This is a genomic window from Streptomyces sp. NPDC002446, from assembly GCF_053595675.1.
On record NZ_JBSFYC010000064.1, the window covers coordinates 18,518 to 41,194 of the forward strand.

General features: G+C 69.1%; 27 protein-coding genes. 22 read left to right on the plus strand and 5 right to left on the minus strand.

The window, feature by feature from the left end:
• Position 1 precedes the first annotated feature (1 nt).
• Positions 2-1,120 carry a winged helix DNA-binding domain-containing protein gene (locus ACWD6P_RS28645; RefSeq protein ID WP_451447061.1) on the minus strand — a complete coding sequence of 373 codons (1,119 nt, stop codon included), beginning with the start codon at positions 1,118-1,120 and terminating at the stop codon, positions 2-4.
• A gap of 232 nt (positions 1,121-1,352) precedes the next feature.
• Between ACWD6P_RS28645 and ACWD6P_RS28650 the strand changes: the two genes are divergently transcribed.
• From ACWD6P_RS28650 to ACWD6P_RS28685, 8 genes are all read left to right on the plus strand, one after another.
• Positions 1,353-1,775, plus strand: a complete 423-nt coding sequence (locus ACWD6P_RS28650) for a rodlin (protein ID WP_451447062.1) — start codon at positions 1,353-1,355, stop codon at positions 1,773-1,775.
• Between the two features lie 362 nt (positions 1,776-2,137).
• Complete coding sequence (locus ACWD6P_RS28655; protein ID WP_451447090.1) at positions 2,138-2,383, plus strand: chaplin; 246 nt, start codon at positions 2,138-2,140, stop codon at positions 2,381-2,383.
• Positions 2,384-2,675: 292 nt separating this feature from the next.
• Positions 2,676-2,984: a hypothetical protein gene (locus ACWD6P_RS28660; RefSeq protein WP_451447063.1), complete on the plus strand. Its 309-nt coding sequence runs from the start codon at positions 2,676-2,678 to the stop codon at positions 2,982-2,984.
• Positions 2,985-3,247: 263 nt separating this feature from the next.
• Positions 3,248-3,697, plus strand: coding sequence for a rodlin (locus ACWD6P_RS28665; protein WP_451447064.1), 450 nt, complete (start codon positions 3,248-3,250; stop codon positions 3,695-3,697).
• 200 nt (positions 3,698-3,897) lie between these two features.
• A complete protein-coding gene (locus tag ACWD6P_RS28670; protein WP_451447065.1) occupies positions 3,898-4,317 on the plus strand; it encodes a rodlin in 420 nt (139 codons plus the stop codon).
• Between the two features lie 143 nt (positions 4,318-4,460).
• On the plus strand, positions 4,461-5,015 hold the full coding sequence (locus ACWD6P_RS28675) for a chaplin (protein WP_451447066.1): 555 nt from the start codon (positions 4,461-4,463) through the stop codon (positions 5,013-5,015).
• Positions 5,012-5,245, plus strand: coding sequence for a hypothetical protein (locus ACWD6P_RS28680; protein ID WP_451447067.1), 234 nt, complete (start codon positions 5,012-5,014; stop codon positions 5,243-5,245). The genes ACWD6P_RS28675 and ACWD6P_RS28680 overlap by 4 nt, the downstream gene beginning before the upstream one ends.
• A gap of 172 nt (positions 5,246-5,417) precedes the next feature.
• A complete protein-coding gene (locus ACWD6P_RS28685) occupies positions 5,418-6,263 on the plus strand; it encodes a nitrilase-related carbon-nitrogen hydrolase (protein WP_451447068.1) in 846 nt (281 codons plus the stop codon).
• A gap of 19 nt (positions 6,264-6,282) precedes the next feature.
• Here ACWD6P_RS28685 and tatA read toward each other — a convergent pair whose 3' ends face one another.
• Positions 6,283-6,477 carry a Sec-independent protein translocase subunit TatA gene (gene tatA, locus ACWD6P_RS28690; protein ID WP_451447069.1) on the minus strand — a complete coding sequence of 65 codons (195 nt, stop codon included), beginning with the start codon at positions 6,475-6,477 and terminating at the stop codon, positions 6,283-6,285.
• Positions 6,478-6,644: 167 nt separating this feature from the next.
• Between tatA and ACWD6P_RS28695 the strand changes: the two genes are divergently transcribed.
• Together ACWD6P_RS28695 and ACWD6P_RS28700 are read left to right on the plus strand one after the other, a co-directional pair.
• Entirely contained in the window at positions 6,645-7,016 is a 372-nt protein-coding gene (locus ACWD6P_RS28695; protein ID WP_451447070.1) for an ArsR/SmtB family transcription factor, read from the plus strand.
• Positions 7,017-7,274: 258 nt separating this feature from the next.
• Complete coding sequence (locus ACWD6P_RS28700; RefSeq protein WP_451447071.1) at positions 7,275-7,514, plus strand: DUF397 domain-containing protein; 240 nt, start codon at positions 7,275-7,277, stop codon at positions 7,512-7,514.
• Between the two features lie 98 nt (positions 7,515-7,612).
• Here ACWD6P_RS28700 and ACWD6P_RS28705 read toward each other — a convergent pair whose 3' ends face one another.
• Positions 7,613-8,095 carry an ATP-binding protein gene (locus tag ACWD6P_RS28705; RefSeq protein ID WP_451447072.1) on the minus strand — a complete coding sequence of 161 codons (483 nt, stop codon included), beginning with the start codon at positions 8,093-8,095 and terminating at the stop codon, positions 7,613-7,615.
• A 313-nt stretch (positions 8,096-8,408) separates the two neighbouring features.
• Between ACWD6P_RS28705 and ACWD6P_RS28710 the strand changes: the two genes are divergently transcribed.
• The 4 genes from ACWD6P_RS28710 to ACWD6P_RS28725 all read left to right on the plus strand — a co-directional run bounded on the left by ACWD6P_RS28710 (position 8,409) and on the right by ACWD6P_RS28725 (position 12,222).
• On the plus strand, positions 8,409-9,272 hold the full coding sequence (locus ACWD6P_RS28710) for a helix-turn-helix domain-containing protein (RefSeq protein WP_451447073.1): 864 nt from the start codon (positions 8,409-8,411) through the stop codon (positions 9,270-9,272).
• Between the two features lie 84 nt (positions 9,273-9,356).
• Positions 9,357-10,814 carry an aldehyde dehydrogenase family protein gene (locus ACWD6P_RS28715; RefSeq protein ID WP_451447074.1) on the plus strand — a complete coding sequence of 486 codons (1,458 nt, stop codon included), beginning with the start codon at positions 9,357-9,359 and terminating at the stop codon, positions 10,812-10,814.
• Between the two features lie 141 nt (positions 10,815-10,955).
• Complete coding sequence (locus ACWD6P_RS28720) at positions 10,956-11,504, plus strand: DinB family protein (protein WP_451447075.1); 549 nt, start codon at positions 10,956-10,958, stop codon at positions 11,502-11,504.
• Between the two features lie 76 nt (positions 11,505-11,580).
• Positions 11,581-12,222 carry a PadR family transcriptional regulator gene (locus ACWD6P_RS28725; protein WP_451447076.1) on the plus strand — a complete coding sequence of 214 codons (642 nt, stop codon included), beginning with the start codon at positions 11,581-11,583 and terminating at the stop codon, positions 12,220-12,222.
• 10 nt (positions 12,223-12,232) lie between these two features.
• Here ACWD6P_RS28725 and ACWD6P_RS28730 read toward each other — a convergent pair whose 3' ends face one another.
• Together ACWD6P_RS28730 and wrbA are read right to left on the minus strand one after the other, a co-directional pair.
• Positions 12,233-13,648 (minus strand): glutamate decarboxylase, encoded by a 1,416-nt coding sequence (locus ACWD6P_RS28730; RefSeq protein ID WP_451447077.1) that lies wholly within the window; start codon positions 13,646-13,648, stop codon positions 12,233-12,235.
• A 16-nt stretch (positions 13,649-13,664) separates the two neighbouring features.
• A complete protein-coding gene (gene wrbA / locus ACWD6P_RS28735) occupies positions 13,665-14,312 on the minus strand; it encodes an NAD(P)H:quinone oxidoreductase (RefSeq protein WP_451447078.1) in 648 nt (215 codons plus the stop codon).
• 348 nt (positions 14,313-14,660) lie between these two features.
• Here wrbA and ACWD6P_RS28740 point away from each other — a divergent pair, with 348 nt between their 5' ends.
• From ACWD6P_RS28740 to ACWD6P_RS28775, 8 genes are all read left to right on the plus strand, one after another.
• Complete coding sequence (locus tag ACWD6P_RS28740) at positions 14,661-16,595, plus strand: ABC transporter ATP-binding protein (RefSeq protein WP_451447079.1); 1,935 nt, start codon at positions 14,661-14,663, stop codon at positions 16,593-16,595.
• A complete protein-coding gene (locus ACWD6P_RS28745) occupies positions 16,592-18,046 on the plus strand; it encodes a phytoene desaturase family protein (RefSeq protein WP_451447080.1) in 1,455 nt (484 codons plus the stop codon). Before ACWD6P_RS28740 ends, ACWD6P_RS28745 begins: the two co-directional genes overlap by 4 nt.
• Positions 18,047-18,380: 334 nt before the next feature.
• The gene (locus ACWD6P_RS28750; protein WP_451447081.1) at positions 18,381-19,139 is read left to right on the plus strand and encodes a class I SAM-dependent methyltransferase; all 759 of its coding nucleotides are present in this window, start codon (positions 18,381-18,383) and stop codon (positions 19,137-19,139) included.
• Between the two features lie 45 nt (positions 19,140-19,184).
• Positions 19,185-19,532, plus strand: a complete 348-nt coding sequence (locus tag ACWD6P_RS28755) for a transposase (protein ID WP_451447082.1) — start codon at positions 19,185-19,187, stop codon at positions 19,530-19,532.
• 186 nt (positions 19,533-19,718) lie between these two features.
• On the plus strand, positions 19,719-20,624 hold the full coding sequence (locus ACWD6P_RS28760) for an alpha/beta fold hydrolase (RefSeq protein WP_451447083.1): 906 nt from the start codon (positions 19,719-19,721) through the stop codon (positions 20,622-20,624).
• Positions 20,625-20,626: 2 nt separating this feature from the next.
• Positions 20,627-21,208, plus strand: a complete 582-nt coding sequence (locus ACWD6P_RS28765; RefSeq protein WP_451447091.1) for a hypothetical protein — start codon at positions 20,627-20,629, stop codon at positions 21,206-21,208.
• Positions 21,209-21,335: 127 nt separating this feature from the next.
• Positions 21,336-21,518, plus strand: coding sequence for a linaridin family RiPP (locus ACWD6P_RS28770; protein WP_129250142.1), 183 nt, complete (start codon positions 21,336-21,338; stop codon positions 21,516-21,518).
• 145 nt (positions 21,519-21,663) lie between these two features.
• On the plus strand, positions 21,664-22,518 hold the full coding sequence (locus ACWD6P_RS28775; protein ID WP_451447084.1) for a hypothetical protein: 855 nt from the start codon (positions 21,664-21,666) through the stop codon (positions 22,516-22,518).
• The last annotated feature ends 159 nt before the right edge of the window (positions 22,519-22,677 follow it).

The following is a 22,677-nucleotide window of genomic DNA, read 5'->3' on the forward strand; positions in this document are numbered from 1 at the left end:
GCTATTCGCCCCGCACCACGAGCCCGCGTTCGCGCCCCGTGCAGCGGGCGAGGTGGGCGGCCTCCGCCTCCAGACCGGCCCGCGGTACCTCGCCGTGCTCCGCGAACAGCGTGACCGCCACGGCGTCCTCGGTGAGCTCCCACACCCCGGCCACCCGGCCCTCGTGGACCACCACCGGGGAGATCCAGCCGCCGGTCCGGCTCACCGCCTTGCGCCGGCCGGGCGCGATCAGACGGGTGTCGGCGGTTCCGGGGCCGAGGACGTACTGATCGAAGCCGGGCAGCAGCCGGACCTCGCGCGACGGCTTCGTCCGGGCCAGCGCCCCGGCGTCCTCGCTCAGCACGAAGGCCCCGCCCGCGCCGTCGACCGTCACCTCCGTCAGCCGGTCGCCCAGCGCCTCGAACCAGCCGCGGAGCACGGCCTTGGGGGTCGCGCCGCGCAGCAGCCAGGCGTCGAAGGCCGCGGGCGTGGCGGGGCCGTGCGCCCGCAGATACGCGGAGATCACCGTGGGCGCGGCCGCCTCCGGGTCCGGCAGTCCGCCCCACCCGGGCACCCATGACCGCGGCGAGGTGAAGGTCACGTTCTGCCCCCGGGGCGGCCCCTGGCACAGCCGCCCCGTCCAGGCCAGCGGCTTGAGGACCGTGCTCCACCCGGAGGCCAGCTGTTCGCCCAGCCAGTCCAGGCCGGCCCGTATGAGCACCTCCCCGGTCAGCTCCTGCCGGGTGAGCAGCCGCCCGTCGAGGATCTCGTCGACCGCCTCGCCCAGCGCCGCCATCTGCCGCGCGCTCACGCCGAACGCCCGTGTCCAGGAAGGCTTTTCCCAGGTCCGCGCGGCACCCAGCAGCGCCAGATACGCCGCCGCCGACCCTGCGGGCAGCAGATGCAGGGTGCCGCGCATCGCCCAGGTCCGCAGCAGAGAACGGGCGGCGAGCGCCTGCGGCATGGCATCGGCGCGCGGGCTCTTCTGCCGTACGGCGAGCGCCAGTTCGGCGGCGGAGGGGACCTGTGCCTGCACGCCGGCCAGCCGCGCGACCAGCTCCTCGACCGGGGCGGCCGTCCGCGGCGTCAGGCTCTGCTGCCGCATCCGCCAGGCAAGCACCTGCTCATGTGTCACCTTCATGCAGCCATTGCACACCACACCACTGACAACCGGCCGTGCGCGGCGGCCGGTTGGGCAGCTGCGGATCCCGTCCGGCCGCCCGAAAGGCAAACCGGGAAGATGCCCCGCGCGTATGCAGTGATATGTGTTTATGGTTTCGCGGCATCCGGGTGAATCGGCGAAACCGCACCCTCAGAAGCGAGTTGATCCAGTGCGCTCCCATTCGGGCACCCCGCTTCGAGAAGGGTAAAAAGTGATCAAGAAGGTCCTGGCCACGACTGCCGTCGCCGCGTCCGTCGTCGGAATTTCGGCGACGGCGGCTCCCCAGGCAATGGCGGTCGGCAAGCACGGCGGTGGTACCGCGACGGTCAACGGCAACGGCGCCAAGTCCGCTTTCGGCAACTCCACCACCCGGGGCAGGATGAGCCCGCAGCTGGAGCTCGTGCAGGGGTCGCTGAACAGCCTCTGTGCGGCGCTGGTCGGCGAGAAGGTCAATGTCGGTTCGGTGTTCGGGGCTTTCCCGACCACGGTCCAGGACATCAATGTCCTGTCCAACCCGCAGACGCAGCAGTGCGTGCGGAACTCGACGCAGGCCAAGGGTGACGAGGCGGTGTCGCACATCCTGAACGACATCCCGATCCTGTCCGGCAACGGAGCGCGCCGCCACAAGCACTGAGGCCGAAGACCGCCGGGCCCGGACCGCCTGCTCTCCCTTCTGAGCGGTCCGGGAACGGCGGTGAGCGGGTGGCGAACCGGTGGGAACGGAATTTCCCGGTCCTCCTCCCGGTGGGAATTGCTATTCGGCGGCTACCTCGTCTGTTCGAAATCCGGTGTTTTTTCCGCGTCGTATGCGCGGCGGCAATCTCCCGAAACGATATTGCATCCTTCGGGCGATTCCTCCGAAACTCCCCGGTGAGAGTTTCGTCCACGAGGAGAAATTGTTACCAATGTCAGCAGCGGCGTTACGGGCGAGCAGAGCAGCGCCCGTGCGACACGATGGTCGTGTTCGATACGGAACCGCTGCAGAAAGGGCTGAAAGTGAAGTACGGAAAGGTTGCGGCAGCCACTGCCGGCATGCTCATGGCAGTGGGTGCGGCTGCGCCGGCGTTCGCTGACGCGGGTGCGGTGGGCAAGGCCAAGCACTCTCCCGGCGTCATCTCCGGAAACGTCGTACAGATTCCGATCAACATCCCGATCAACCTGTGCGGTAACACCGCTCAATTCATCGGGGCGCTGAACCCGGCGTTCGGCAACAAGTGCGCCAACCTCAGCCACCACAAGTAATAGGTGCGCTGACCTCAGCCGCTGGCCCGAAGGAATTCGAGCCGCGTCCGTGATCCGGTCCCGGTGTGCGATTCACTGCACACCGGGACCGGATCATTTTCCGGCCCATCCGGACAAACGCCTGGGCCTCACCTTTCGGGTGGAGTTGCCGTGAAGCCAGAACTTCGGAGTTTCTCCGCGCGGCAGTACTCGTTAGTGAAGCGGAAAGCGGTGATCCGAGCGGCGAAATGTTGCTCACGCGGCGCTGGTGCCGTGGTCCCGTCAAGCACCGCCCGAGAAGGGACAGTTGAAAGTGAAGTACGCGAAGTCTGCGGTGGTTGTCGCCGGTTCCGTCGTTGCGCTGGGCGCCGCCGCGCCCGCCATTGCCGCCCAGCACGGAGCTCCGGCCGGCATTCAGCCCGGACCGAAGATGAGCCTCAACGGCGGGCTGAACGACGCGCTGCGGAGCAAGGAGCTCAGCGGCCACCAGGCGCGGCCGCTGATCAAGAAGATCAAGGCCACCGGTGAGAAGGTCAAGTCGGCCAACGCGAACAAGCTGCTCGGCGGTGTTGCGGCGGCGGCGAAGGGTGCCCCGCTGCTCGGCGGCCTTCCGATCAGGTAACCCGCCGTTTCTGTGGGCCGCTCCAGGCGCATTCGGCACGGAAGCCGAATGCGCGCCGGGCGGCCCCGACCGCGTGTATTTCCGTCCGGCGGCCCGCCGCATCCGGGTACTGCCCGCTCGGTGCATCCGGTCCACCGCCGGACCGATCGGAAAAGCGGATCACGGCGCCAGGGCGTTCGAGTGAATGAGCACAACCAAATTCGCTCTTGTGAGTTGGGCAGATTGTCTGGCTCAAGGGCATCTCGAAACACAAAGGATCAACAATGATCAAGAAGGCTCTGGCGACCGCGGCCGCGGCTGCGTCCATTGTCGGTGTTGCCGCAGCTTCCGCCTCCCCGGCGATGGCCACGGGCAAGCACCACCACGGTGGTAAGCACCATGGCGGTAAGCACCACGGGACCACTTCCGTCAACGGAAACGGGACGACGCAGTTCTACGGGAACTCGACCACCAAGGGCTACATGAGCCCGCAGATCGGTCTGATCCAGGGCTCGCTGAACAAGCCCTGCGTCGCTCTGCCGTACAAGGCGAACTTCGGCTCGCTGTTCGGGGCCTTCCCGGTCACGGTCCAGGACATCAACGTGCTGGCCAACCCGCAGTCCCAGCAGTGCGCCGAGAACTCCACCCAGGCCAAGGGCGACGAGGCGCTGTCGCACATCCTCAACGACATCCCGCTCTTCTCCGGCAACGGTGGCGGCAAGAAGCACCACTGACCGGCCGATGAATACCGGGCCGCCCGGCCCTCCTTCCTCCGGGCGGCCCGGATTTTTCTGCTCCGCGACGCCGGGGCATTGTCATGCCGGCCGGAGATCGAGTGCGATCTGTTCGGGTGATGTAGGAGAACCCCGGGCTGCAGGCCGGGTTGTTCCGATAGGGCTCCTGTGCCGGGAGTTCCGTCTCCTGAAGGGGTTGCGTGATGAAGAAGATTCTTGCCGGCGTGGCTGTTGCGGCATCACTGATCGGTATTTCCGCTGCGGCCGCTCCGCAAGCAATGGCGAGCGATGGGCACAAGGGCACCAGGACGGTCAACGGGAACGGGGGGAAGTCGGTCTACGGCAACTCCACCACTCGCGGAAAGCTCAGCACCCAGCTCGGGCTCGTGCAGGGTTCCCTGAACGACCTCTGCTTCGCCCTGATCGGCGAGAAGGTCAATGTCGGTTCGGTGTTCGGGGCTTTCCCGGTCACGGTCCAGGACATCAATGTCCTGTCCAACCCGCAGACGCAGCAGTGCGTGCGGAACTCGACGCAGGCCAAGGGCGATGAGGCGGTGTCGCACATCCTGAACGACATCCCGATCGCGTCCGGCAACGGAGCCCACAAGCGCAGGCACTGAAGCCCGGCGGCCCCGGCCGTACCACCGCTTGCGTCTCCGGGCGGCCGGCGCCGCGTATGCGCTGCCGGCCGCCCGGCCGTGTGAGCACCACGGTGGCCCGCGGCGGCGGCCCGTACGCAATGACTGCAGACGAGGAATGAGAGATGCGACAGAGCCTGAAGGTGTGCGTGCTCGTTGCGGCGGCGTCGGGTGCGCTCGGCGCGAGCGGCGCCGCCGCGTACGTCGACGCCGGCGCCACGGGACTGACCGCGCACTCCGCCGGGGTGCTGTCCGGGAACAGCATCTATGCGAGTGTGCACAACCCGGCCCATGCGTGTGGCGACACGCTGGACGGGGCGGGGGCGCTCCGCCCGGCCAGGGGCGCCTGGTGCGGCAAGGACGACGCCCCCGCGCCGGCCGCCCAGCGGCCTCCGATGGCACCACGGCACCCGGTGGCCCACCGAAGGGTCGCGGAGCCCGCCCGGCACCGGGCCCCGGAACCCGCCCGGCACCGTGCCCCGGCGCCGGCCAGGCCCGCCCCCGAGCGCGCCCCGCAGGATCACCGGGTGGGTGCGGTGGCCAGGGCCGGGGCGTCCGCGGGCTCCGCGCTGCTGGCGTCCGCCGGCGCGGAAGAGCTGGTCACTATGGCCGGTCTCGGTGGAGGGCTGCTGCTGGGCGGGGCGCTGCTGCTGCGCAGGGGCCGTTCACGGCGCAGGTGAACGGGGTAGGGGTATCGCGCGCGCCAGGCCGTCCGCCCCCGTGCTCGCGGCGGCTCGGCGGCCGGCCGAGCGGATCCGGCGGGCCGCTCGGCCTGGGCCACCCGGTCGAGCCGGCCGTCGGCATCGCCGGACGGTTCGACCGCGGGCCGTCGTACCGCTGGCGACGGGCGGCGCTGCGGCTGGATGCCGCCCTGCGGGCCGTACGACGGATCGTGCGGATCAACGCGTGAAGGCCTGGTCCGGCACGGGAAGGATCGTTCTTTCGCTCATTGGGTGGGAACCGCCTCCCGGAGGGTTTGAAGCGTGCGGAAGCGGGAGCGCGGCGGGGTCGTGCCGGTCGTCGCGGCCTCTGGCAAAATTACGATGAAAGCCGCAAAAGTGATGAGTCGATGAGGTGGGGTCATGCTCATTGCGCTGGCGCAGACGGATTGTGTGCTGGGTGAGGTGGCGGAGAACCTCGTGATCGCCCGCGAGCAGGTCGAGCAGGCCGCGGCCCAGGGCGCCGACCTCGTCGTCTTTCCCGAACTGAGCCTGCACGGCTACCACTTGGGCGCGCTCAGGCGCGACGAGTCCATCGAGGCGAGCGATCCGCGACTGCTGGAGCTGAGCACGCTGGGCCCCGATGTGCTGGTCGGGTTCCATGAGCACACCAGCCTGCGCGCGTACAACACTGCCGCGCACTACACGGCCGGGGAGCTGCTGCACGCCCACCGCAAGCTGTACCTCCCCAACTACCTGGCCTGGGAGGAGCGCAAGCACGTCAGCCCGGGGCAGTCGCTGCGCTCGTACGAGCTGAAGCGGTCCAGGACCGGGGGCCGGGGCGCGACGCTGGTGTGCAACGACGCCTGGCAGCCGGTGCTGCCCTGGCTGGCGGTGCAGGACGGCGCGGAGGTGCTGTTCGTGCCGACCAACAGCGCGGCGAGCCTGGATCCGGAGGCGATGGACACCGGCCTGTACTGGGACACCCTGCTGTCGTATACGGCGCGGATGCTGCAGTGCTGGGTGGTCTTCGTCAACCGGGTCGGCAATGAGCACGGCGCGACGTTCTGGGGCGGTTCGCGGGTGGTGGATCCGCGGGGAGCGGTGGTGGCGCAGGCGCCGAAGTGGGAGGCCTCGCTGGTCACCGTCGAGATCGATCTCGCCGAGGCACGGCGGCAGCGGCGTGCGGTGCCGCTGGTCGCCGAGGCCCGGCTGGGGCTGATCGACCGCGAGGTGCGGCGGTTGATCGACGAGGGCGGCGACAGCTGACCGGCGGGCGGCCCCGGCGTCAGCGGCCGGCCGACTCCGGGCGGGGCGCCTCGGCGGGCCGGTCGTCCTTGAGGGCCTTGGCCTCGGACTTGAGGATGCGCATCGAGCGGCCGAGGCCGCGCGCCATGTCGGGCAGCTTCTTCGAGCCGAAGAGCAGGACGAGGACGGCGATGATCAGTATCAGGTGCCAGGGCTCGAAGGCGTTGCGGAGCATGGGCGCGCTCGCTCTCGTAGGGGGCCGGCGGACGTTCTGTCCAGTATTACCCCAACGGTCCGGCCGCCCGGCCCAGGGGTCGCCGCCGGCCACGGACCGCCGTCCAGGGATAGGTAGGAGTTTCCCTACGTTTGATGCATAGGGAAACTCCTACCTATGTTGGAGGGGTGAACGTCACTCCCGTACGCCACGACGGCCCGGCAGCCCCGTCCGCCCCCGGAGCGGGCCCGGACCGGGTCTTCGCCGCGCTCGCCAACGGCACCCGGCGCGAGGTGCTGCGGCTGCTGCGCGAGGACGGGCCGCAGCCCGTCCGGGCGCTGGCCGGGCACTTCGCGATGCGCCGTGCCAGTCTGTCCGAGCATCTGCGGGTGCTGCGGGAGGCCGGGCTGGTGAGCGAGGAGCGGGCCGGCCGGCAGCGGATCTACCGGCTGGAGGCCGCGGCGCTCGGCGAGGTGCGGGAGTGGCTGGACCCCTATGAGCGGTTCCGGTGCGCCCAGCCCGCGGGCCAGGGGGAACGCCCCGACCGGACCTCCGCCTGACCCCTGGAACCCGAAGGGTGCGGCGCACGTCTCTTCCTCGTCCTTGAGGGCTTCGGCTCCGGCGGCCCGTACCAGAGGGCGCGGCGCATCATGGGCGGCGGGCGACGGGCGATTGTCCGGCGGCGATGGGGGAAGGCGCTCGACGAGCTGTGACCGCCTCGGCACCGGGTGTCGTGCACGTGCATCTGCGCATGCATTCGCATGTGAACGCAGCTATGATCCCGGGCAGTTGACACCGTTTATCACCGGGAGATCCCTGTGCCCCACGCATACAACGGCATGGCCGCAACGGATCTTTGCGATGTGTCATGGCAGAAGAGCCAGCACAGCAACTCCCAGGGCTCCTGCGTGGAGTTCGCCAAGCTGCCCGGGGGTGAGATCGCGGTGCGCAACTCCCGGTTCCCGGACGGACCCGCGCTCATCTACACCCCGGCCGAGGTCCGGGCGATGCTGCTCGGTGTCAAGGACGGCGAGTTCGACCACCTCGTACGGGACTGAGCCGGCGCCGGGGCGCGGGCCGCCGCATACGGCGACCGGGCGCCCCGTCGGTGACGGTGCGCCCGGTGTGCGGATCGGCCGTGGAGTGCCGGCGTCCCCTACGGAAGCCGGAAGAGCGCCCATACGATCTTGCCGTGGCTCAGACCGGTCAGCGGGTGCCAGCCCCAGCCGTCGCTGAAGGACTCGACGAGGTAGAGCCCGCGCCCCGATTCGGCGGCGGAGTCGGCCTCACCGGCGACCGGTGAACCCTCGCTCGGGTCCCGTACCGCGCATATCAGCCGCTGCGACCAGCGCATCAGATGGAGCCGGGCGGCGGGCGTGGCGTCCCCGTGCTCCGGGGCGGCGAGGACCGCATGGCGCAGCGCGTTGGTGACGAGTTCGGAGACGACCAGGCCGACCGAGTCGAAGAGTCCGTCGAGCTCCCAGCCCTGCAGGGTGTCGCGGGTGAACTGCCGCGCGTGGCGCACCGATTCGTAGCGCGGCGGGAGCGGGCAGGACGCGGATCCGGAGACGGCCAGGGGGTCGACGGGAGGAAAGCCCTGCCATAACGGCTCGAGCATGGTCAAAACCTTGGTCCCCATGCGAGGCACTCCTGGCGTTCGCGGACGTCATGACCCTGGCCGGTCAGCCGGATCTGGCGGATCTTTCACGAGCGTGCATGCGTGCGACGCCTATGGTTCCCAATGTGCGAGACAGATGCAAGGGCAGATGCACGTGCACGCGCCGCGATTGCGGCAGCGCGCACCGGTTTGCTCGGAATTCTTACCGTCGGTTCTTGTGGAGGGCCTGCGCGGGCTGCACATATCAGTAACCAGATGAGCACTCAACGAAGCCTGGACATGGCAGACTGCGGCCCACTGTTGGACGGGTGGGGGTCACAGGAGGGTCTGAGAGGTGTCCGCAAGTGAGTCGAGCGGGTCGGTGGTGCGGCGGATCCTGCTCGGGTCGCAGCTCCGTCGCCTGCGTGAATCCCGTGGGATAACCCGCGAGGCGGCCGGCTACTCGATCCGTGCGTCCGAATCGAAGATCAGCCGCATGGAGTTGGGCAGGGTGAGCTTCAAGGCACGCGACGTAGAGGACCTGCTCACGCTGTACGGAGTCGGTGACGCGCAGGAGCGCGAGGCGCTGCTGTCCCTTGCGCGCGAGGCCAATGTCGCGGGCTGGTGGCACAGTTACACCGATGTGCTTCCCGGATGGTTCCAGACGTATGTGGGCCTGGAAGGGGCCACTTCCCTGATCCGGGTCTACGAAGTCCAGTTCGTGCACGGGCTGTTGCAGACCGAGAGCTATGCGCAGGCCGTCGTCAGGCGCGGTATGCCCGATGCCGGGCCCGCCGAGATAGAGCGCCGGGTCGCGCTGCGCATGGAGCGCCAGAAGCTGCTCGTCGCCGAGCGGCAGGCGCAGTTCCACTGTGTGCTGGACGAGGCGGCGCTGCGCCGCCCGTACGGCGATCGCGAGGTCATGCGCGAGCAGTTGAAGCATCTGATCGAGGTGTCCGAGCGGCCCAATGTCCGCCTTCAGGTGATGCCCTTCAGCCTGGGCGGGCACTCGGGGGAGAGCGGCGCCTTCACCATGCTGGGGTTCCAGGAGGCGGGGCTGCCGGACATCGTCTATCTGGAGCAGCTGACAAGCGCCCTGTATGTGGACAAGCCCGAGGAAGTGGCGCAGTACGGGCGGGTGATGGACCGCCTGCAGGCCGAGGGGCCCGGTCCGGAGGAGACCAGAGATCTCTTGCGTGGTCTACTCCAACTCATGTGACACGTCAGTAGGATGGCGCACCATCAGGAGTCAGCACCCCCCAACTAGGCGCCTCGTGTGCCCTGTTCTCCAGATCGGGATGGCATGTCCTACTTCGACGAGTTGGCGTATCAGTTCATCGGCGGTGAGTGGCGCTCCGGGAGCGGCTCGTGGGACATCGTCGATTTCAATCCCTATAACGGCGAGAAGCTGGCCTCCATACCGGTCGCCACGATCGAGGAGATCGACCAGGCCTACCGCGCCGCCGAGCGCGCGCAGCGGGAGTGGGGGGCGGTCAATCCGTACACCCGCCGGCTGGTCTTCGAGCGCGTGCTGCGGATCATCGACGACCGTGAGGCGGAGCTGGCCGAGGCGATCACCGCCGAGGTCGGCGGCACGGTCGCGAAGGCGGGCTTCGAGCTGCATCTGGCCAGGGAGTTCCTGCGCGAGGCGATCCAGCTGGCGCTGCGTGCCGAGGGCCGGATCCTGCCCTCGCCCATCGACGGCAAGGAGAACCGCCTCTACCGGCTGCCGGTCGGTGTCGTCGGTGTCATCAGCCCGTTCAACTTCCCGTTCCTGCTGTCGATCAAGTCGGTCGCGCCGGCCATCGCGCTGGGCAACGCCGTCGTCCTCAAACCGCATCAGAACACCCCGGTCTGCGGCGGCGGGCTGGTCGCCCGGATCTTCGAGGAGGCCGGGCTGCCGGCCGGGGTGCTCAATGTCGTCGTCACCGACATCGCCGAGATCGGTGACGCGCTGATCGACCACCCGGTGCCCAAGAGCATCTCCTTCACCGGCTCGGAGAAGGTCGGCCGGCATGTCGCCACGGTCGCCGCCGCGCACTTCAAGCACTCGGTGCTGGAACTGGGCGGCAACAGCGCGCTGGTCGTCCTCGACGACGCCGATGTCGACTACGCGGTCGACGCCGCCGTCTACAGCCGCTTCGTGCACCAGGGGCAGGTCTGCATGGCCGCCAACCGTGTGCTGGTGGACCGCGCCGTGGAGCGGGAGTTCACCGAGAAGTTCGTCGCCAAGGTCGCTTCGCTCAAGGTGGGCGACCCCACCGATCCGCGGACCCACATCGGCCCGCTGATCAACGAGGGCCAGGCCGAGGCGGTCGCCGCGCTGGTGGACCGCGCCGTCGCCGAGGGCGCCTCACCGCTCCTGCGGGGCGAGACCCGCGGCACCCTCGTCGCACCGACCGTGCTGGCCGGGCTGCCGGAGGACTCCCCGCTGCTCACGCAGGAGATCTTCGGTCCGGTCGCGCTGCTGGTCCCCTTCGACGGCGACGAGGAGGCCGTACGGATCACCAACGCGACGCCGTACGGGCTCAGCGGGGCCGTGCACACCGGCGACATCGAGCGCGGCGTGCGCTTCGCCAAGCGCATCGACACCGGGATGTTCCACGTCAACGACGCCACCGTGCACGACGAGCCGATCGTGCCCTTCGGCGGCGAGAAGAGCTCCGGGGTGGGGCGGCTGAACGGCGATGCGATGGTCGAGGCCTTCACCACCACCAAGTGGATCTCCATCCAGCACGGGCGCTCGCAGTTCCCGTTCTGACCCGGTGCCTGTTCTGGGCGCGGATGCGACCCGCCGCCCATCGAGGACAGAAGCTGACCTAGATGGGCCGTAGCTTGAGGGACGTCGAAAGGGCGGCGGCGAAGCGCCGGACGCCCGGGGATGTCACGAAAGGCGGACCCCATGCCCACTCACGTTCCTGCCGAGGCACACGGTGACGAGACCGGCGCGCTGCTGTCCTTCCTGGAGGCCCAGCGCGGCGGGCTGCGACGGGCGGTCCTCGGGCTGACCGACGAGCAGGCGGCGAAGCGGCCGAGCGCCAGTGAGCTGTCGCTGGCGGGACTGGTCAAGCATGTCGCGGAGACCGAGCAGGGCTGGGTCGAGACGGCGCAGGAGCTGCCGCACTCCATCGAGCGGACCGAGGCCACCTGGCACCTGAGCTTCCAGCTGGAGGACGGCGAGACGCTGGCGGGCGTGCTGGAGTTCTGGGACGGCGTCGCGCGGCGGACCGAGGAGTTCATCCGCTCCGTACCGAGCCTGAACGACACCTTCCCGCTGCCCGAGGCGCCGTGGTTCCCGCCGCAGGCCCGGCAGTCGATGCGCTGGCTGCTGCTGCATCTGATCGAGGAGACCGCCCGGCACGCCGGCCACGCCGACGTCATCCGGGAGTCCCTGGACGGGAAGACGGCGTTCGGGCTGGTGGACGAGGAGCGAGCGGCACGGGAGGGGTAGCGCCGGTCCCCTGGCGCGGGGTGGTCGCGGCGCGGCCTAGGCTGACGTCAGGGGGCCGCGAGGGATTGGGGAGACGATGTCGGCGATCCGGCTGTTGGTACTGGGCGCCGTGCGGCAGCACGGGCGGGCGCACGGCTATCAGGTGCGCAACGACCTGGAGTACTGGGGCGCCCATGAGTGGTCCAACGCCAAGCCCGGCTCGATCTACCACGCGCTCAAGCAGATGGCCAAACAAGGGCTGCTCCGCGCCCATGACATCGCGCCCAGCACCGCCGGCGGTCCGCCGCGCACCGAGTACGAGCTGACCGCGGCGGGCGAGACGGAGTACTTCGCGCTGCTGCGCGCGGCGCTCTCCCAGCACGACCAGAAGGCCGACGTGCTCAGCGCGGGCGTCGGCTTCCTGCTCGACCTGCCGCGCGACGAGGCGGTGGCGCTGCTCAAGGAGCGGGTGCGCGGACTGGAGGAATGGCGCAGCACCGTCACCGAGTACTACACGCCCGAGGAGGGGCCCGGACAGCTCGGCCACATCGGCGAGATCATGAATCTGTGGGTGCACTCCGCGGACAGCGGCGCCGAGTGGACGCGCGGGCTGATCACGCGCATCGAGGGCGGGGCGTATGTCTTCGCGGGCGAGGGGGAGCCGTTCGTGGGGGTGCTCGGCCAGGGCCAGGAGAACCCGTACGCGACCGATGACGTCCACCCGGAGGACCAGCGGTAGCCGGACGCGCTCAGTGGTGGAAGGCGGTCGCCACCCGTTCGGGACGGTCCAGCGGGCGCTGCTGCGCGCGGAGCTCGGGCAGGAGCTGTTCCAGGTCCGCCAGGAACAGGTCGGCGAGGTCGTGGGAGAAGCCGTTGCGGCACACGATCCGCAGGACGGAGAGGTCCTCGCGGTGCGGGGGGAAGGTGTAGGCGGGGACCAGCCAGCCGCGTTCCTTCATCCGCCGGGACACGTCGAAGACGTCGAACGCCTTGACGTCGTCGGCGGTGGTGAACGCGAAGACCGGCAGCTCGTCGCCGTGGGTGAGCAGGGCGAAGTCGCCCAGTGAGCCGATCCGTGCGGCCATCGAGCGGGCCACGTCCCGGGTCGCCTGCTGTACGGCGCGGTAGCCGGCCCGGCCGAGCCGCAGAAAGGTGTAGTACTGGGCGGCGACCTGGGCGCCGGGGCGGGAGAAGTTGAGCGCGAAGGTCGGCATGTCGCCGCCCAGGTAGTTGACGCGGAAGACCAGTTCCTCGGGCAGCGCCCGGGCATCGCGCCACAGCGCCCAGCCGACACCGGGGTAGACCAGGCCGTACTTGTGGCCCGAGGTGTTGATGGAGGCGACCCGGGGCAGCCGGAAGTCCCAGCTCAGCTCCGGGTCGAGGAACGGCGCGATCATGGCGCCGGACGCGCCGTCCACATGGACCGGGATGTCCCAGCCGTTCTTCTCCTGGACCTCGTCGAGCGCCGCGCAGATCTCGGCGACCGGCTCGTACGACCCGTCGAAGGTCGAGCCGAGGACCGCGACCACGCCGATGGTGTTCTCGTCGCACAGCTCGGCGGCACAGGCGGCGTCGAGGTGGAAGCGGTCGCCCTCCAGCGGGACCTGGCGCGCCTCGACCTCCCAGAAGTTGCAGAACTTCTCCCAGCAGACCTGGACGTTGGCGCCCATGACGAGGTTGGGCCGGGCCCGGCCCGGATAGCGGTCCGCATTGCGCTGCGTCCAGCGCCGCTTGAGGGCCATCCCGGCGAGCATGCAGGCCTCGCTCGACCCGGTGGTGGAGCAGCCGACGGCACTCGACGGGTCGGGCGCGTGCCACAGGTCGGCGAGCATCGCCACGCACCGCTTCTCCAGTTCGGCGGTGCGCGGGTACTCGTCCTTGTCGATCATGTTCTTGTCCCGGCACTCCGCCATCAGGACGCCGGCCTGCGGCTCCATCCAGGTCGTGACGAACGTCGCCAGGTTGAGGCGGGAGTTGCCGTCCAGCATCAGTTCGTCGTGCACGAACTGATAGGCGGTGTGCGGGGAGACCGGGCCGTCGGGCAGGGTGTGCCGGGGCGGCGAGGTCTCCATCCCGGCGACCGGGTCGGCCTCGCCGTAGAAGGGGTTGACCGGGTGCCCGGTGTGTTCGCGGTCGGCTGCCGATGCGCCTTTGTGCAGAGTCATCTGTCGCCACTACCCGTCAACTCGTCGGCGAGAGGCCGTGTTCGAGGCCGTGTGGGAGGCCGTGCTTGATGGCTTTGGTGAACTTCACCACGCGCTCCGCCTGGATGCGGGCCGCGGTGCGTGCGACGTCGTCGGGCGGGGTGTCCGGGCCGCCGACGTGGGAGGTGCCGTAGGGGTTGCCGTCGGTGTACTTCGCCGGGTCGGTGTAGCCCGGGGCGATGAGGATGCCGCCGAAGTGGTGGACGGTCTGGTAGAGCGCGAGCAGGGTGGACTCCTGGCCGCCGTGCCGGGTGGCGCTCGCGGTGAAGCCGCTGTAGACCTTGTCGGCCAGCCGGCCCTGGTGCCAGAGGCCGCCCAGGGTGTCGAGGTACTGCTTGAGCTGGGAGGACACATTGCCGAAGCGGGTCGGGGTCCCCAGGATCACCGCGTCCGCCCAGAGCACGTCCTCATGGGTGGCCTCCAGGATGTCCGCGGTGGCCGCGGCGTTCGCCGCCCAGGCAGGGTTGGCGTCGATCGCCGCCTGCGGGGCGAGCTCGGCCGTCCGGCGCAGTCGTACGTCGGCCCCGGCGTGCTCGGCGTGGTCCGCGATCCACCGGGCGAGCTCGGCGATGGTGCCGGTGGAGGAGTAGTAGATGACGGCGACGTGGACGTCGTGCACGGGCATGGACGGACGCACCTCCCTCCTGGAGCCCTCAGAACCCGACGATACGGACACCGCGGGCTCATGGCGTGTGGAGTACGCCCGAGGGAGCTAGGTGCGCTGTTCGGGCAGCCGGCCGGTGGCCGGGAATTCTCGGGGAGTGCGCCGAGCGGACAACAACGCAATTAACTTACGCCGGTCACGGACGGCCCATTCCGCCGAAGGGTGTGCGGCCGGCGGGTCAACTAACTCATAACTTTATGACGTGTGGCGTGTTAGCTTCGAACAACCTGTCGACGGGGCCCGCAAGGCAGGGCTGCACTTCTGGTGCGCACATTCGCCGTGACCGTCGGCAAAGCGGGGGGAGCGCTCATGGCGAGTCACGTGAAAAACGCGAGCCCGAGAGGCGGGGCCACAAACGGCAGCGAGTCGGTCGCGAGTGTCGCCAGAGCGCACACCGGGCTGCTGCTCACCGGTGTGCTGCTCGGTCTGCTGGGGGTGGGCGCCTCGCTCACCCAGCCCTGGGCCATCGGCAAACTGATCGAGGCGGCGGGCGGCGGCGCCCCGATGACCGGCCCCATCGCGACGCTCGTCGGCCTCTTCTGCGCGGGTGCGCTCTTCTCCTCGCTCCAGGCCTATGTCATCGGGCGGGCCGGGGAGAATATCGTCTACGACGTCCGCCATATCCTGACCGGACGCCTTCTGCGCGCCGACCTCACCGCGTTCGGGAAACAGTCCCAGGGCGATATCTTCACCCGCACGGTCACCGATACCTCACTGGTGAAGATTGCCCTCTCGCAGAGCCTCGCCCAGCTGATCATCAGTGGCGCCACGGTAATTGGCGGCGTCGTGCTGATGTTCATCATCGATCTGTGGCTGATGGTCATCACCATGAGCTGCCTGGGCGCCGCCAGCATCATCTCCATTGCGCTCGCCCGCAAGCTGCGCAAGGTCGCTCTGCAGAACCGGGACGACACCGGCGCATTCGCCAGTGACATACAGCGCGTGCTCTCCGCGCTGCCCACGGTGAAGGCCTCCCGCGCCGAGCCGCGTGAGGCCGCCCGCATCGGCAAGCTGGCCGACACGGCGCGGCGTTCCGGCATACGGGTCAACGCCTACAACGCACTGCTGATGCCCTCCATGAACGTCGGCACGCAGGGCGCCCTGGCCGTCGTCGTGGGCGTCGGCATGTCCTGGGTGGCCCGCGGCGAGATGGACATGGCCAGCCTGACCACGTTCATCATGTATCTGTTCCAGCTGGTGTCGCCGCTGGTGATGTTCTTCATGGGGGTGGGCCAGTTCGTCCAGGGCCGGGCCGCCATCCAGAGGGTGGACGAGCTCGCCCGCCTGCCCCAGGAGGGCAACGAACCGGCCGGCGCGGCGGGCCCCGCGCACGTCGGCCCGCTGGCCCTGCACCGGCCGGCGGTCGAATTCCACGACGTGCGCTTCTCCTACCGGCGGGGGAAGCAGGAGGAGAAGACGCAGGTTCTCAACGGCGTCTCGTTCAGTGTGCCGGCGCGCGGGCTGACGGCGGTGGTCGGGCCTTCGGGCGCGGGCAAGACCACCATGTTCCAGCTGATCGAACGCTTCTACGCGGTCGACGGCGGCCGCGTACAGCTCAGCGGGCAGAACATCGAGGCGCTGCCCCTCGACACGGTCCGCGGGCTGGTCGGCTATGTCCAGCAGGACAGCGCGGCCATGCGCGGCACCATCCGGGAGAACCTGACCTACGCCAACCCCCACGCCGGTGACGAAGCCATCCGGGAGGCGGTGGAGATGGCCGGCCTCACTTCGGTGATCGCCAATCTCCCGCGCGGCCTCGACACCGAACTCGGCGACCAGGGCAGCGGATTGTCCGGCGGCCAGCGCCAGCGCCTGTGCATCGCCCGTACGCTGCTGCAGCAGCCCGCGGTCATGCTGCTGGACGAAGCCACCTCCAACCTGGACTCCGACTCGGAGCGGGACTTCCGCGACGTGGTGCGCCGGGTCTCCCGGCAGTGCGCGGTCATCGCCATCGCCCACCGGATCTCCACGGTGATCGACGCCGACAAGATCGTGGTGATGGAGGGGGGCAGAGTCCGGGCCACCGGCGTGCACCGCGACCTGATGGAGCACGACGAGCTCTACCGGCGGCTGGCCGGCTCGCAGCTGCACGCCGAACCCGGCTTCGCCGCCCCGGCGGCCGGCCCGGAACGGGTGGAGCCGTGGGCGCCGCCGCCCTCCTTCGCCTTCGGCTGGCCGCCGTACGTCGGACTCGCCGAGCAGACCCTGCAGCTGCGGCCCATCAGGAGTGAGGAGCGGTGGTGAGCACCTGTGACGTCGCCATCGTGGGCACCGGCCCCAACGGCCTCGCGGCCGGTGTGGTCCTGGCCCGGGCCGGTCTGCGGGTGGAGCTGTACGAGGCGGCCGACACCATAGGGGGCGGGCTGCGCACCGCTCCTCTCTTCGACAGCGGCGTCGTGCACGACATCTGCTCCGCCGTCCACCCCATGGCCGCCGCCTCTCCGTTCTTCCGCGCGTTCGGCCTGGCGGACCGCGGGGTCGAGCTCCTGCATCCCGAGATCAGCTACGCCCATCCGCTGGACGGGGGCCGGGCCGCCCTGGCCTACCGCTCACTGGCGAAGACCTGTGCGCACCTGGGACCCGACGGTCCGCGCTGGCGGCGGCTGATGGGCCCGTTGCTCGAACACAGCGAAGCGGTCGTCGACCTGGTCCTCTCCGGGCAGCGCAGTCTGCCGCGGGATCCCGCGGCCGCCCTGCTGCTGGCAAGCCGGGTGGCGCTCCACGGCAGCGGGCTCGGTGCGGCACGCTTCCGCGGCGAGGAGGCTCCCGCGCTGCTCACCGGCGTCGCCGCGCACGCGGTCGGCAAGCTGCCGAGCCTGGCGGGCGGCGCGGTGGCCATGTTGCTCGGCCACCTGGCGCACGGGACGGGATGGCCGCTGCCACGCGGCGGCAGCGGCCGCATCGCCGAGGCGATGGCCGAGGACATCACCGCGCACGGCGGCGTCTTCCACACCGGGTGCCCGGTGGCGGACCTGGCCGAACTGCGCGGTGCACGCGCCGTGTTGCTCGACACCAGCCCGAAGGGCTTCCTGGCCCTCGCCGGCGACCGGCTGCCCCGCACCTACGCCCGCGGCCTGGAGCGCTTCCGCTACGGTCCGGGCGCCGCCAAGGTGGACTTCCTGGTCTCCGAGCCGATTCCCTGGTCCGATCCGGCTGTGGGCCGTGCCGGCACGGTGCATCTGGGCGGTACCCACGCCGAGATGGTCCGGCAGGAGACGGTGAACGCACGCGGAGTACGCACCGGGGAGCCCTTCGTCCTCGTCGTGGACCCGGCGGTGACGGACCCGGGGCGGGGGCTGCCGGGGAAGCGGCCCGTGTGGGCCTACGCACACGTACCGAACGGGGATCCCACCGACCCCTTCGAACTGGTCCGTGCCCGCATCGAGCGGTACGCCCCGGGCTTCGGGGACACGATTCTCGCCCACCGGTCCATGGCCGCCGCCTCGTACGAGGCCTACAACCCCAACTACGTCGGCGGGGACATCGGTTCCGGTGCCATGACGCTGTATCAGAGCATCGCGCGGCCCGTCCCGCGCTTCGACCCCTACCGCACACCGCTTCCCGGAGTATTCCTGTGCTCCTCGGCCACGCCGCCGGGGCCCAGCGTGCACGGAATGTCCGGCTATTTGGCCGCGCTCTCCGCGCTCCGGCACCGTTTCGGTATACGCAGCGTGCCCGGCCTGGCACTCAAGTGAGTAACCGGCGGATTAGCCTCTTCCCGCCCGTGGTCAGTTCTTTACCTGTTGATTAACCAAATCCCTCAACTGCCCCTCCGTGGCCCGTATTACGTCGCCTATCGATTGCCGGCCAACAGTTGGCCTGATAGTGTGTTGATCAAGTTACCCCCCACATTTTGTTGATGTGTCAGCACGGGGCCAGGGGGACTGCGGGTCTGACCAACCATGCAGTCGGGCCGGGTTCATCTGTCCACCCCGCTTTTGTTGCTGCGTCACATTCAGCCTTGCTCCGGCTCTTCGTCTTCGTGGCGTTCCACAGCATCGAATGTGGGGGTGAAGAAAGGGGGATCGCGTGGTACACGGGATTGAAGACATCGGCTACGGCAGACAGTTCGAGGGCTGGTACGACAGGCTGCTCCCGGACGACAGGATGACCGCTGAGGCGGTGGCGGGGCTGTCGGCCCGCCACCCCGATCCCGAGGCGGGGACCATTGAATTCGGTGTCGGTACGGGACGGATTGCCCTCCCGCTCTCCGCGCATATAGGCCATGTGACGGGCGTGGACTCCTCCCCCGAGATGCTGGACGCCCTGCGCGTCAAGCTGAAGGACGGCGGGGACGTCACCCCGGTGCACGGGGACATACGCAGCTACACCTCGGAATCCCGCTACGGGCTGGTGTATTCCGTCTGCGCGACGCTGTCGTGCCTGACCACTCCCGAGGACCAGCAGCGGGCCGTTCAGCGAGCGGCCGACCTCCTTGTCCCCGGCGGCCGGCTGGTGATCGAGACGCACAACAAGCCGGCGGTCCTGGAACTCCACGAGGGGCGCGCCCGCACCACCTACTTCGTCCCCTACCCGGAGCCGGGAACGGGCGTGCAGACCCATTCCACCCTGCTCGACGGCGGTCTGTGGCACTGTTCGCACATCCTGTACCAGGCCGACGGCACCACCAGGGTGGGCAACGAACTCACCCGGCTGACCACGCCGGAGGACGTCGACGGCTACGCCCGCGCGGCCGGGCTGGAGCCCGAGGCCCATATGTCGCGGTGGGACGGCACCCCGTACAGCGAACAGGCACCCCTCTTCATGTGTTGCTACGTCAAACCCTGAAGGCAGGACACAGCGCAGCGCGGATGACAGAAATGGGGGCAGCACGTGGGACGTCCGCCGATATTGCCGACGGATCAGAAGTTCGCTCTTGTACTCAGAGTGGTGACCGGTGAACTGACCGCGGCGGAGGCCGCGCGGGAAGCCGGAGTCTCCGAGCAGTCTGTATCGAACTGGCGTCGCCAGTTTATTGAGGGAGGCCGTGACGGCCTCGCCGGCGGGGGTGGCAGGGATGCCGAAGTCGCATCCCTGATAGCCGATCTGACCCAAGAAAACGCCAACCTCAAGGCCACCATAGGCGAGCTTTACATAGAACTCCGGAAGTACAGCAGGAGCTTGGCCGGCCGTTCTCCGGCGTCCCGGGGGAGGGTCCGTCCGGGTCCAAGAGTCAATTAACTCATTACTTTATACCGGCACCTGGTGCTAGGTTTATCAATAACAGCCACTTCGAATCACGGGGGAGGGAATGTGGCGTCTTTGGAGCGTCAGTTTGCCGTAGGCATTGCTGGACTGGCCGGTGCAAGCCTGCTGACCGGCGCAGTAACGCGATACACGGGCAAACGCGAACGTACACGTCGCTACATGCTGCACGAGAGGCCCGATGGAAGCCTCGTAGAGGTCGACGTCCATATTCCTCCTCAGGCGCGGCGCGCCGTTCTGCTCGACAACGGTATGGGCGCGCCCCAGGAATACTGGGACTGGGTCTGCGACGCCCTTCCCGCGGACATGGGATATGTGCGGTTCAACCGCCCCGGCTACGGGCTCAGCACGCCGGACACCACCTATGGCCTGGAGCCGCACTTCGAGCTGCTGCAGGAGCTGCGCGACACCTACATCGGCGACCTTCCGGTGGTACTGGCGGGCCACTCCCTGGGCGGATACTTCGTCGCGGCCTATGCGTCGCTGCACCCGGACGCGGTGCAGGGCGTGACCCACGTGGTCATGATCGACGCCACTGAAGTGGTCAGCCTGCGCCACGCCCGCCGCACCGATGTCGACCGGTGGTCCCACCAGCGGATGGTCATGGAGCAGGTGTTCGCGGCAACGGGTCTCTCGGTCTTCCGCCCCGCCATGAACGTGAACCAGCAGTACCGCCCGGAAATCAACCGGAGCTACCGGGCGTTCCTGGCGACCCCCCGTACGTGGGCCACGGCCCACCGGGAGTACCGGGACGCGATGACCTATCCCGAACTGACCGCTCTGGACTGCCCGTTGACCGTCATCACGGCGGAGAACAACATCGGTGACAACACCCTGCACGCCGGGATCCAGGCCAGGCTGGCCGTCATCTCGGAAAGGGCCCGGCACCACTTCGTCGACGGCTCCGACCACGAGTCCCTTCTCGCCGTGCAGCAGCACGCCAAAGAGGTGACGGAGCTGATCGCCGGTGAACCGCCCTCCGAGCCGCTCGGAACGTCGTGGCGGCCGTCCACCAAGGGACGCCTGGCCGCTGTGGGCGCCGCGGAGCGGGAGGAGGAGCTGACGTGATCATGAAGGTGAACACCGAACGCGTAAAGACCGTCGCCGTGACGACGTCACTCGCCGCCTGGCTGGTGGCGACGGCGGCGGCACAGATCCCCGAGCAGCGCTTCGACGGCCTCCTGCGCCGCGGAATGCTGCGGATACCGACTCCGAACTGGCGCTTCTTCGGCCCGAACCCCGGAGTCAAGGACAACCACCTTCTCTACCGGGACATCACGGACGGCAAGCCCGGTGAGTGGACGGAGGTGCCGATCGTCCACGACCGGCCGTGGTACGCACTGGCGTGGAACGCCCGCAACCGGAGCCCGAAGGCCCTGTTCGACGCGACCCAGCACACCCTCGCCCAGGCGGTCGCCTTCGGATCGGAAGTGCTCCCCGTGACGACGGCGTCCGGGTACCGGCTGCTGGCCCGCTACATCCAGCTCCACCTGCCCCATGCCGAAGGCGCCTCGCACAGCCAGTTCATGCTGCTGCATTCGTACCCCACCAGCCCCGAAGACCGGCACATCGACCCCGTCTTCGTCTCCCTGGAATTCCCGCTGGAGGGAGAAGTCACCCCCGCCAACGCCCCATCTCCGCTAGCCGCATAGCGAGTCGACCGCCCTCTCGACTGGAAGCTGCGAGCTCACTCGGCACCCCCGCGCCGCGTGAGTCCGCGCCCTCCCGCCGAACGGCTGGAGAACTCGCTGAGTGAATCCTGAGAGAAAGAGGAAAGAAATGTCTGTTGTGGCTGACTTCGCCAACACCGAGCTGGCCGACGTGACGCCGGGCCGTATCGGCAACGACGCGACCCCGACCATGCTCACCCCGCTGGCCACCCTCGCGACCCCCGAGGGCGTCGCCGTGACCTCCGCCACCGCTTACGCGCTGCACGAGGTCACCAAGGACATCCAGCGCTGAACCAGCCGGCCGGCAGGCGATGCTGACCGGCATCGTTAGCCCCGTCTGAGGAAAGACGCGGCGGCACGGTACGCCCGATACGCATACCGTGCCGCCGTTTTCCATATCCACCGTACTCGCATCACATCACCGGGAGCACCCATCCATGTTCCTCAGCGCTCCGCCCGAGGTCACGGCACGCCGAGTGGCTTCGCTGGGTACGCTGGTCTCCGCACTGGAAATGCTGAGCCAGACGCGTAAGTTCGAAGAAGGCGAAATGCTGAGCGGCCAGGTGGCGAACATGCGCCCCAAGTTCGCCAAGCGTTTCCCCCGGCTGACACGCGCCCTTGAGTCCAAGAAGGCAGCGACCGCCCTGTACGGGATACAGGCGGGTGCTTCTGCCGCCACCCTGATCTGGGGCCACAAGCGCGCGGTACGCACCGCGGGCAGCGCCGTTCTGGCGGTGACCGGCGCGGCCGGACGGCTGCGCTCCCCCTTCGGCGGGGACGGCGCCGACCAGCTCCAGCAGGTCATCAACATCGTCCTCGCCTCGACCGGCACCTTCAAGGACGGCGAGAAGGCCCGCGACGTGGCCATGCGCGCGCTGGCTCTGGAGACGACCATCTCCTATGTCGCGTCCGGCGTGGTCAAGCTCGTGTCCCCGGTGTGGCTCAGCGGAGAGGCGTTCAGCGGAGTCATCCGTACGCACAACTACGGGGACCAGCGCATCTACCGGCTCGTGCACAAGTACCCGGTGGTGGGGAAGCTCGTGACCTGGGGGACGATCGGCGCGGAGGTCGCCTTCCCGCTCGTCTTCGTGCTGCCCAAGCCCGCGGCGAAGGCCTTCCTCGGCTCGATGACGCTGTTCCACCTGGGAATCGGGCAGTTCATGGGCCTCAACCGCTTTGTGCTGGCCTTCGGCGCGACCCATCCGGCCCTCCTGTATGTCTTCGCCCAGAGCGAGAAGCGCGCGGCGCTGACCGGGAAGACGTCCGCGGCGCCCGCCATCGCCGCTGCCTAGTGCCGCGGCGCCCTTCCCCGGGTGAGGGACATCCGCTGTGGCGTCGGTATGTCCCCCACGGGAAGATGGTGCAGGCCGCCGACGTCCGGGTGCTCCACCCGTTCCGGTACGCCAAGAAGTGACCAGGAGACCTCCTCGCCCCGGACTTGCACCTCACGC

What these genes read in the sequence shown, in the direction of transcription:
- ACWD6P_RS28645 (WP_451447061.1), bottom strand. Translation starts at nt 1,120, where the DNA reads ATGAAGGTGACACATGAGCAGGTGCTTGCCTGGCGGATGCGGCAGCAG.
- ACWD6P_RS28665 (WP_451447064.1), top strand. Translation starts at nt 3,248, where the DNA reads ATGATCAAGAAGGCTCTGGCGACCGCGGCCGCGGCTGCGTCCATTGTC.
- ACWD6P_RS28675 (WP_451447066.1), top strand. Translation starts at nt 4,461, where the DNA reads ATGCGACAGAGCCTGAAGGTGTGCGTGCTCGTTGCGGCGGCGTCGGGT.
- ACWD6P_RS28685 (WP_451447068.1), top strand. Translation starts at nt 5,418, where the DNA reads ATGCTCATTGCGCTGGCGCAGACGGATTGTGTGCTGGGTGAGGTGGCG.
- tatA (WP_451447069.1), bottom strand. Translation starts at nt 6,477, where the DNA reads ATGCTCCGCAACGCCTTCGAGCCCTGGCACCTGATACTGATCATCGCC.
- ACWD6P_RS28705 (WP_451447072.1), bottom strand. Translation starts at nt 8,095, where the DNA reads ATGGGGACCAAGGTTTTGACCATGCTCGAGCCGTTATGGCAGGGCTTT.
- ACWD6P_RS28715 (WP_451447074.1), top strand. Translation starts at nt 9,357, where the DNA reads ATGTCCTACTTCGACGAGTTGGCGTATCAGTTCATCGGCGGTGAGTGG.
- ACWD6P_RS28720 (WP_451447075.1), top strand. Translation starts at nt 10,956, where the DNA reads ATGCCCACTCACGTTCCTGCCGAGGCACACGGTGACGAGACCGGCGCG.
- ACWD6P_RS28725 (WP_451447076.1), top strand. Translation starts at nt 11,581, where the DNA reads ATGTCGGCGATCCGGCTGTTGGTACTGGGCGCCGTGCGGCAGCACGGG.
- ACWD6P_RS28730 (WP_451447077.1), bottom strand. Translation starts at nt 13,648, where the DNA reads ATGACTCTGCACAAAGGCGCATCGGCAGCCGACCGCGAACACACCGGG.
- wrbA (WP_451447078.1), bottom strand. Translation starts at nt 14,312, where the DNA reads ATGCCCGTGCACGACGTCCACGTCGCCGTCATCTACTACTCCTCCACC.
- ACWD6P_RS28740 (WP_451447079.1), top strand. Translation starts at nt 14,661, where the DNA reads ATGGCGAGTCACGTGAAAAACGCGAGCCCGAGAGGCGGGGCCACAAAC.
- ACWD6P_RS28760 (WP_451447083.1), top strand. Translation starts at nt 19,719, where the DNA reads ATGCTGCACGAGAGGCCCGATGGAAGCCTCGTAGAGGTCGACGTCCAT.
- ACWD6P_RS28765 (WP_451447091.1), top strand. Translation starts at nt 20,627, where the DNA reads ATGAAGGTGAACACCGAACGCGTAAAGACCGTCGCCGTGACGACGTCA.
- ACWD6P_RS28770 (WP_129250142.1), top strand. Translation starts at nt 21,336, where the DNA reads ATGTCTGTTGTGGCTGACTTCGCCAACACCGAGCTGGCCGACGTGACG.
- ACWD6P_RS28775 (WP_451447084.1), top strand. Translation starts at nt 21,664, where the DNA reads ATGTTCCTCAGCGCTCCGCCCGAGGTCACGGCACGCCGAGTGGCTTCG.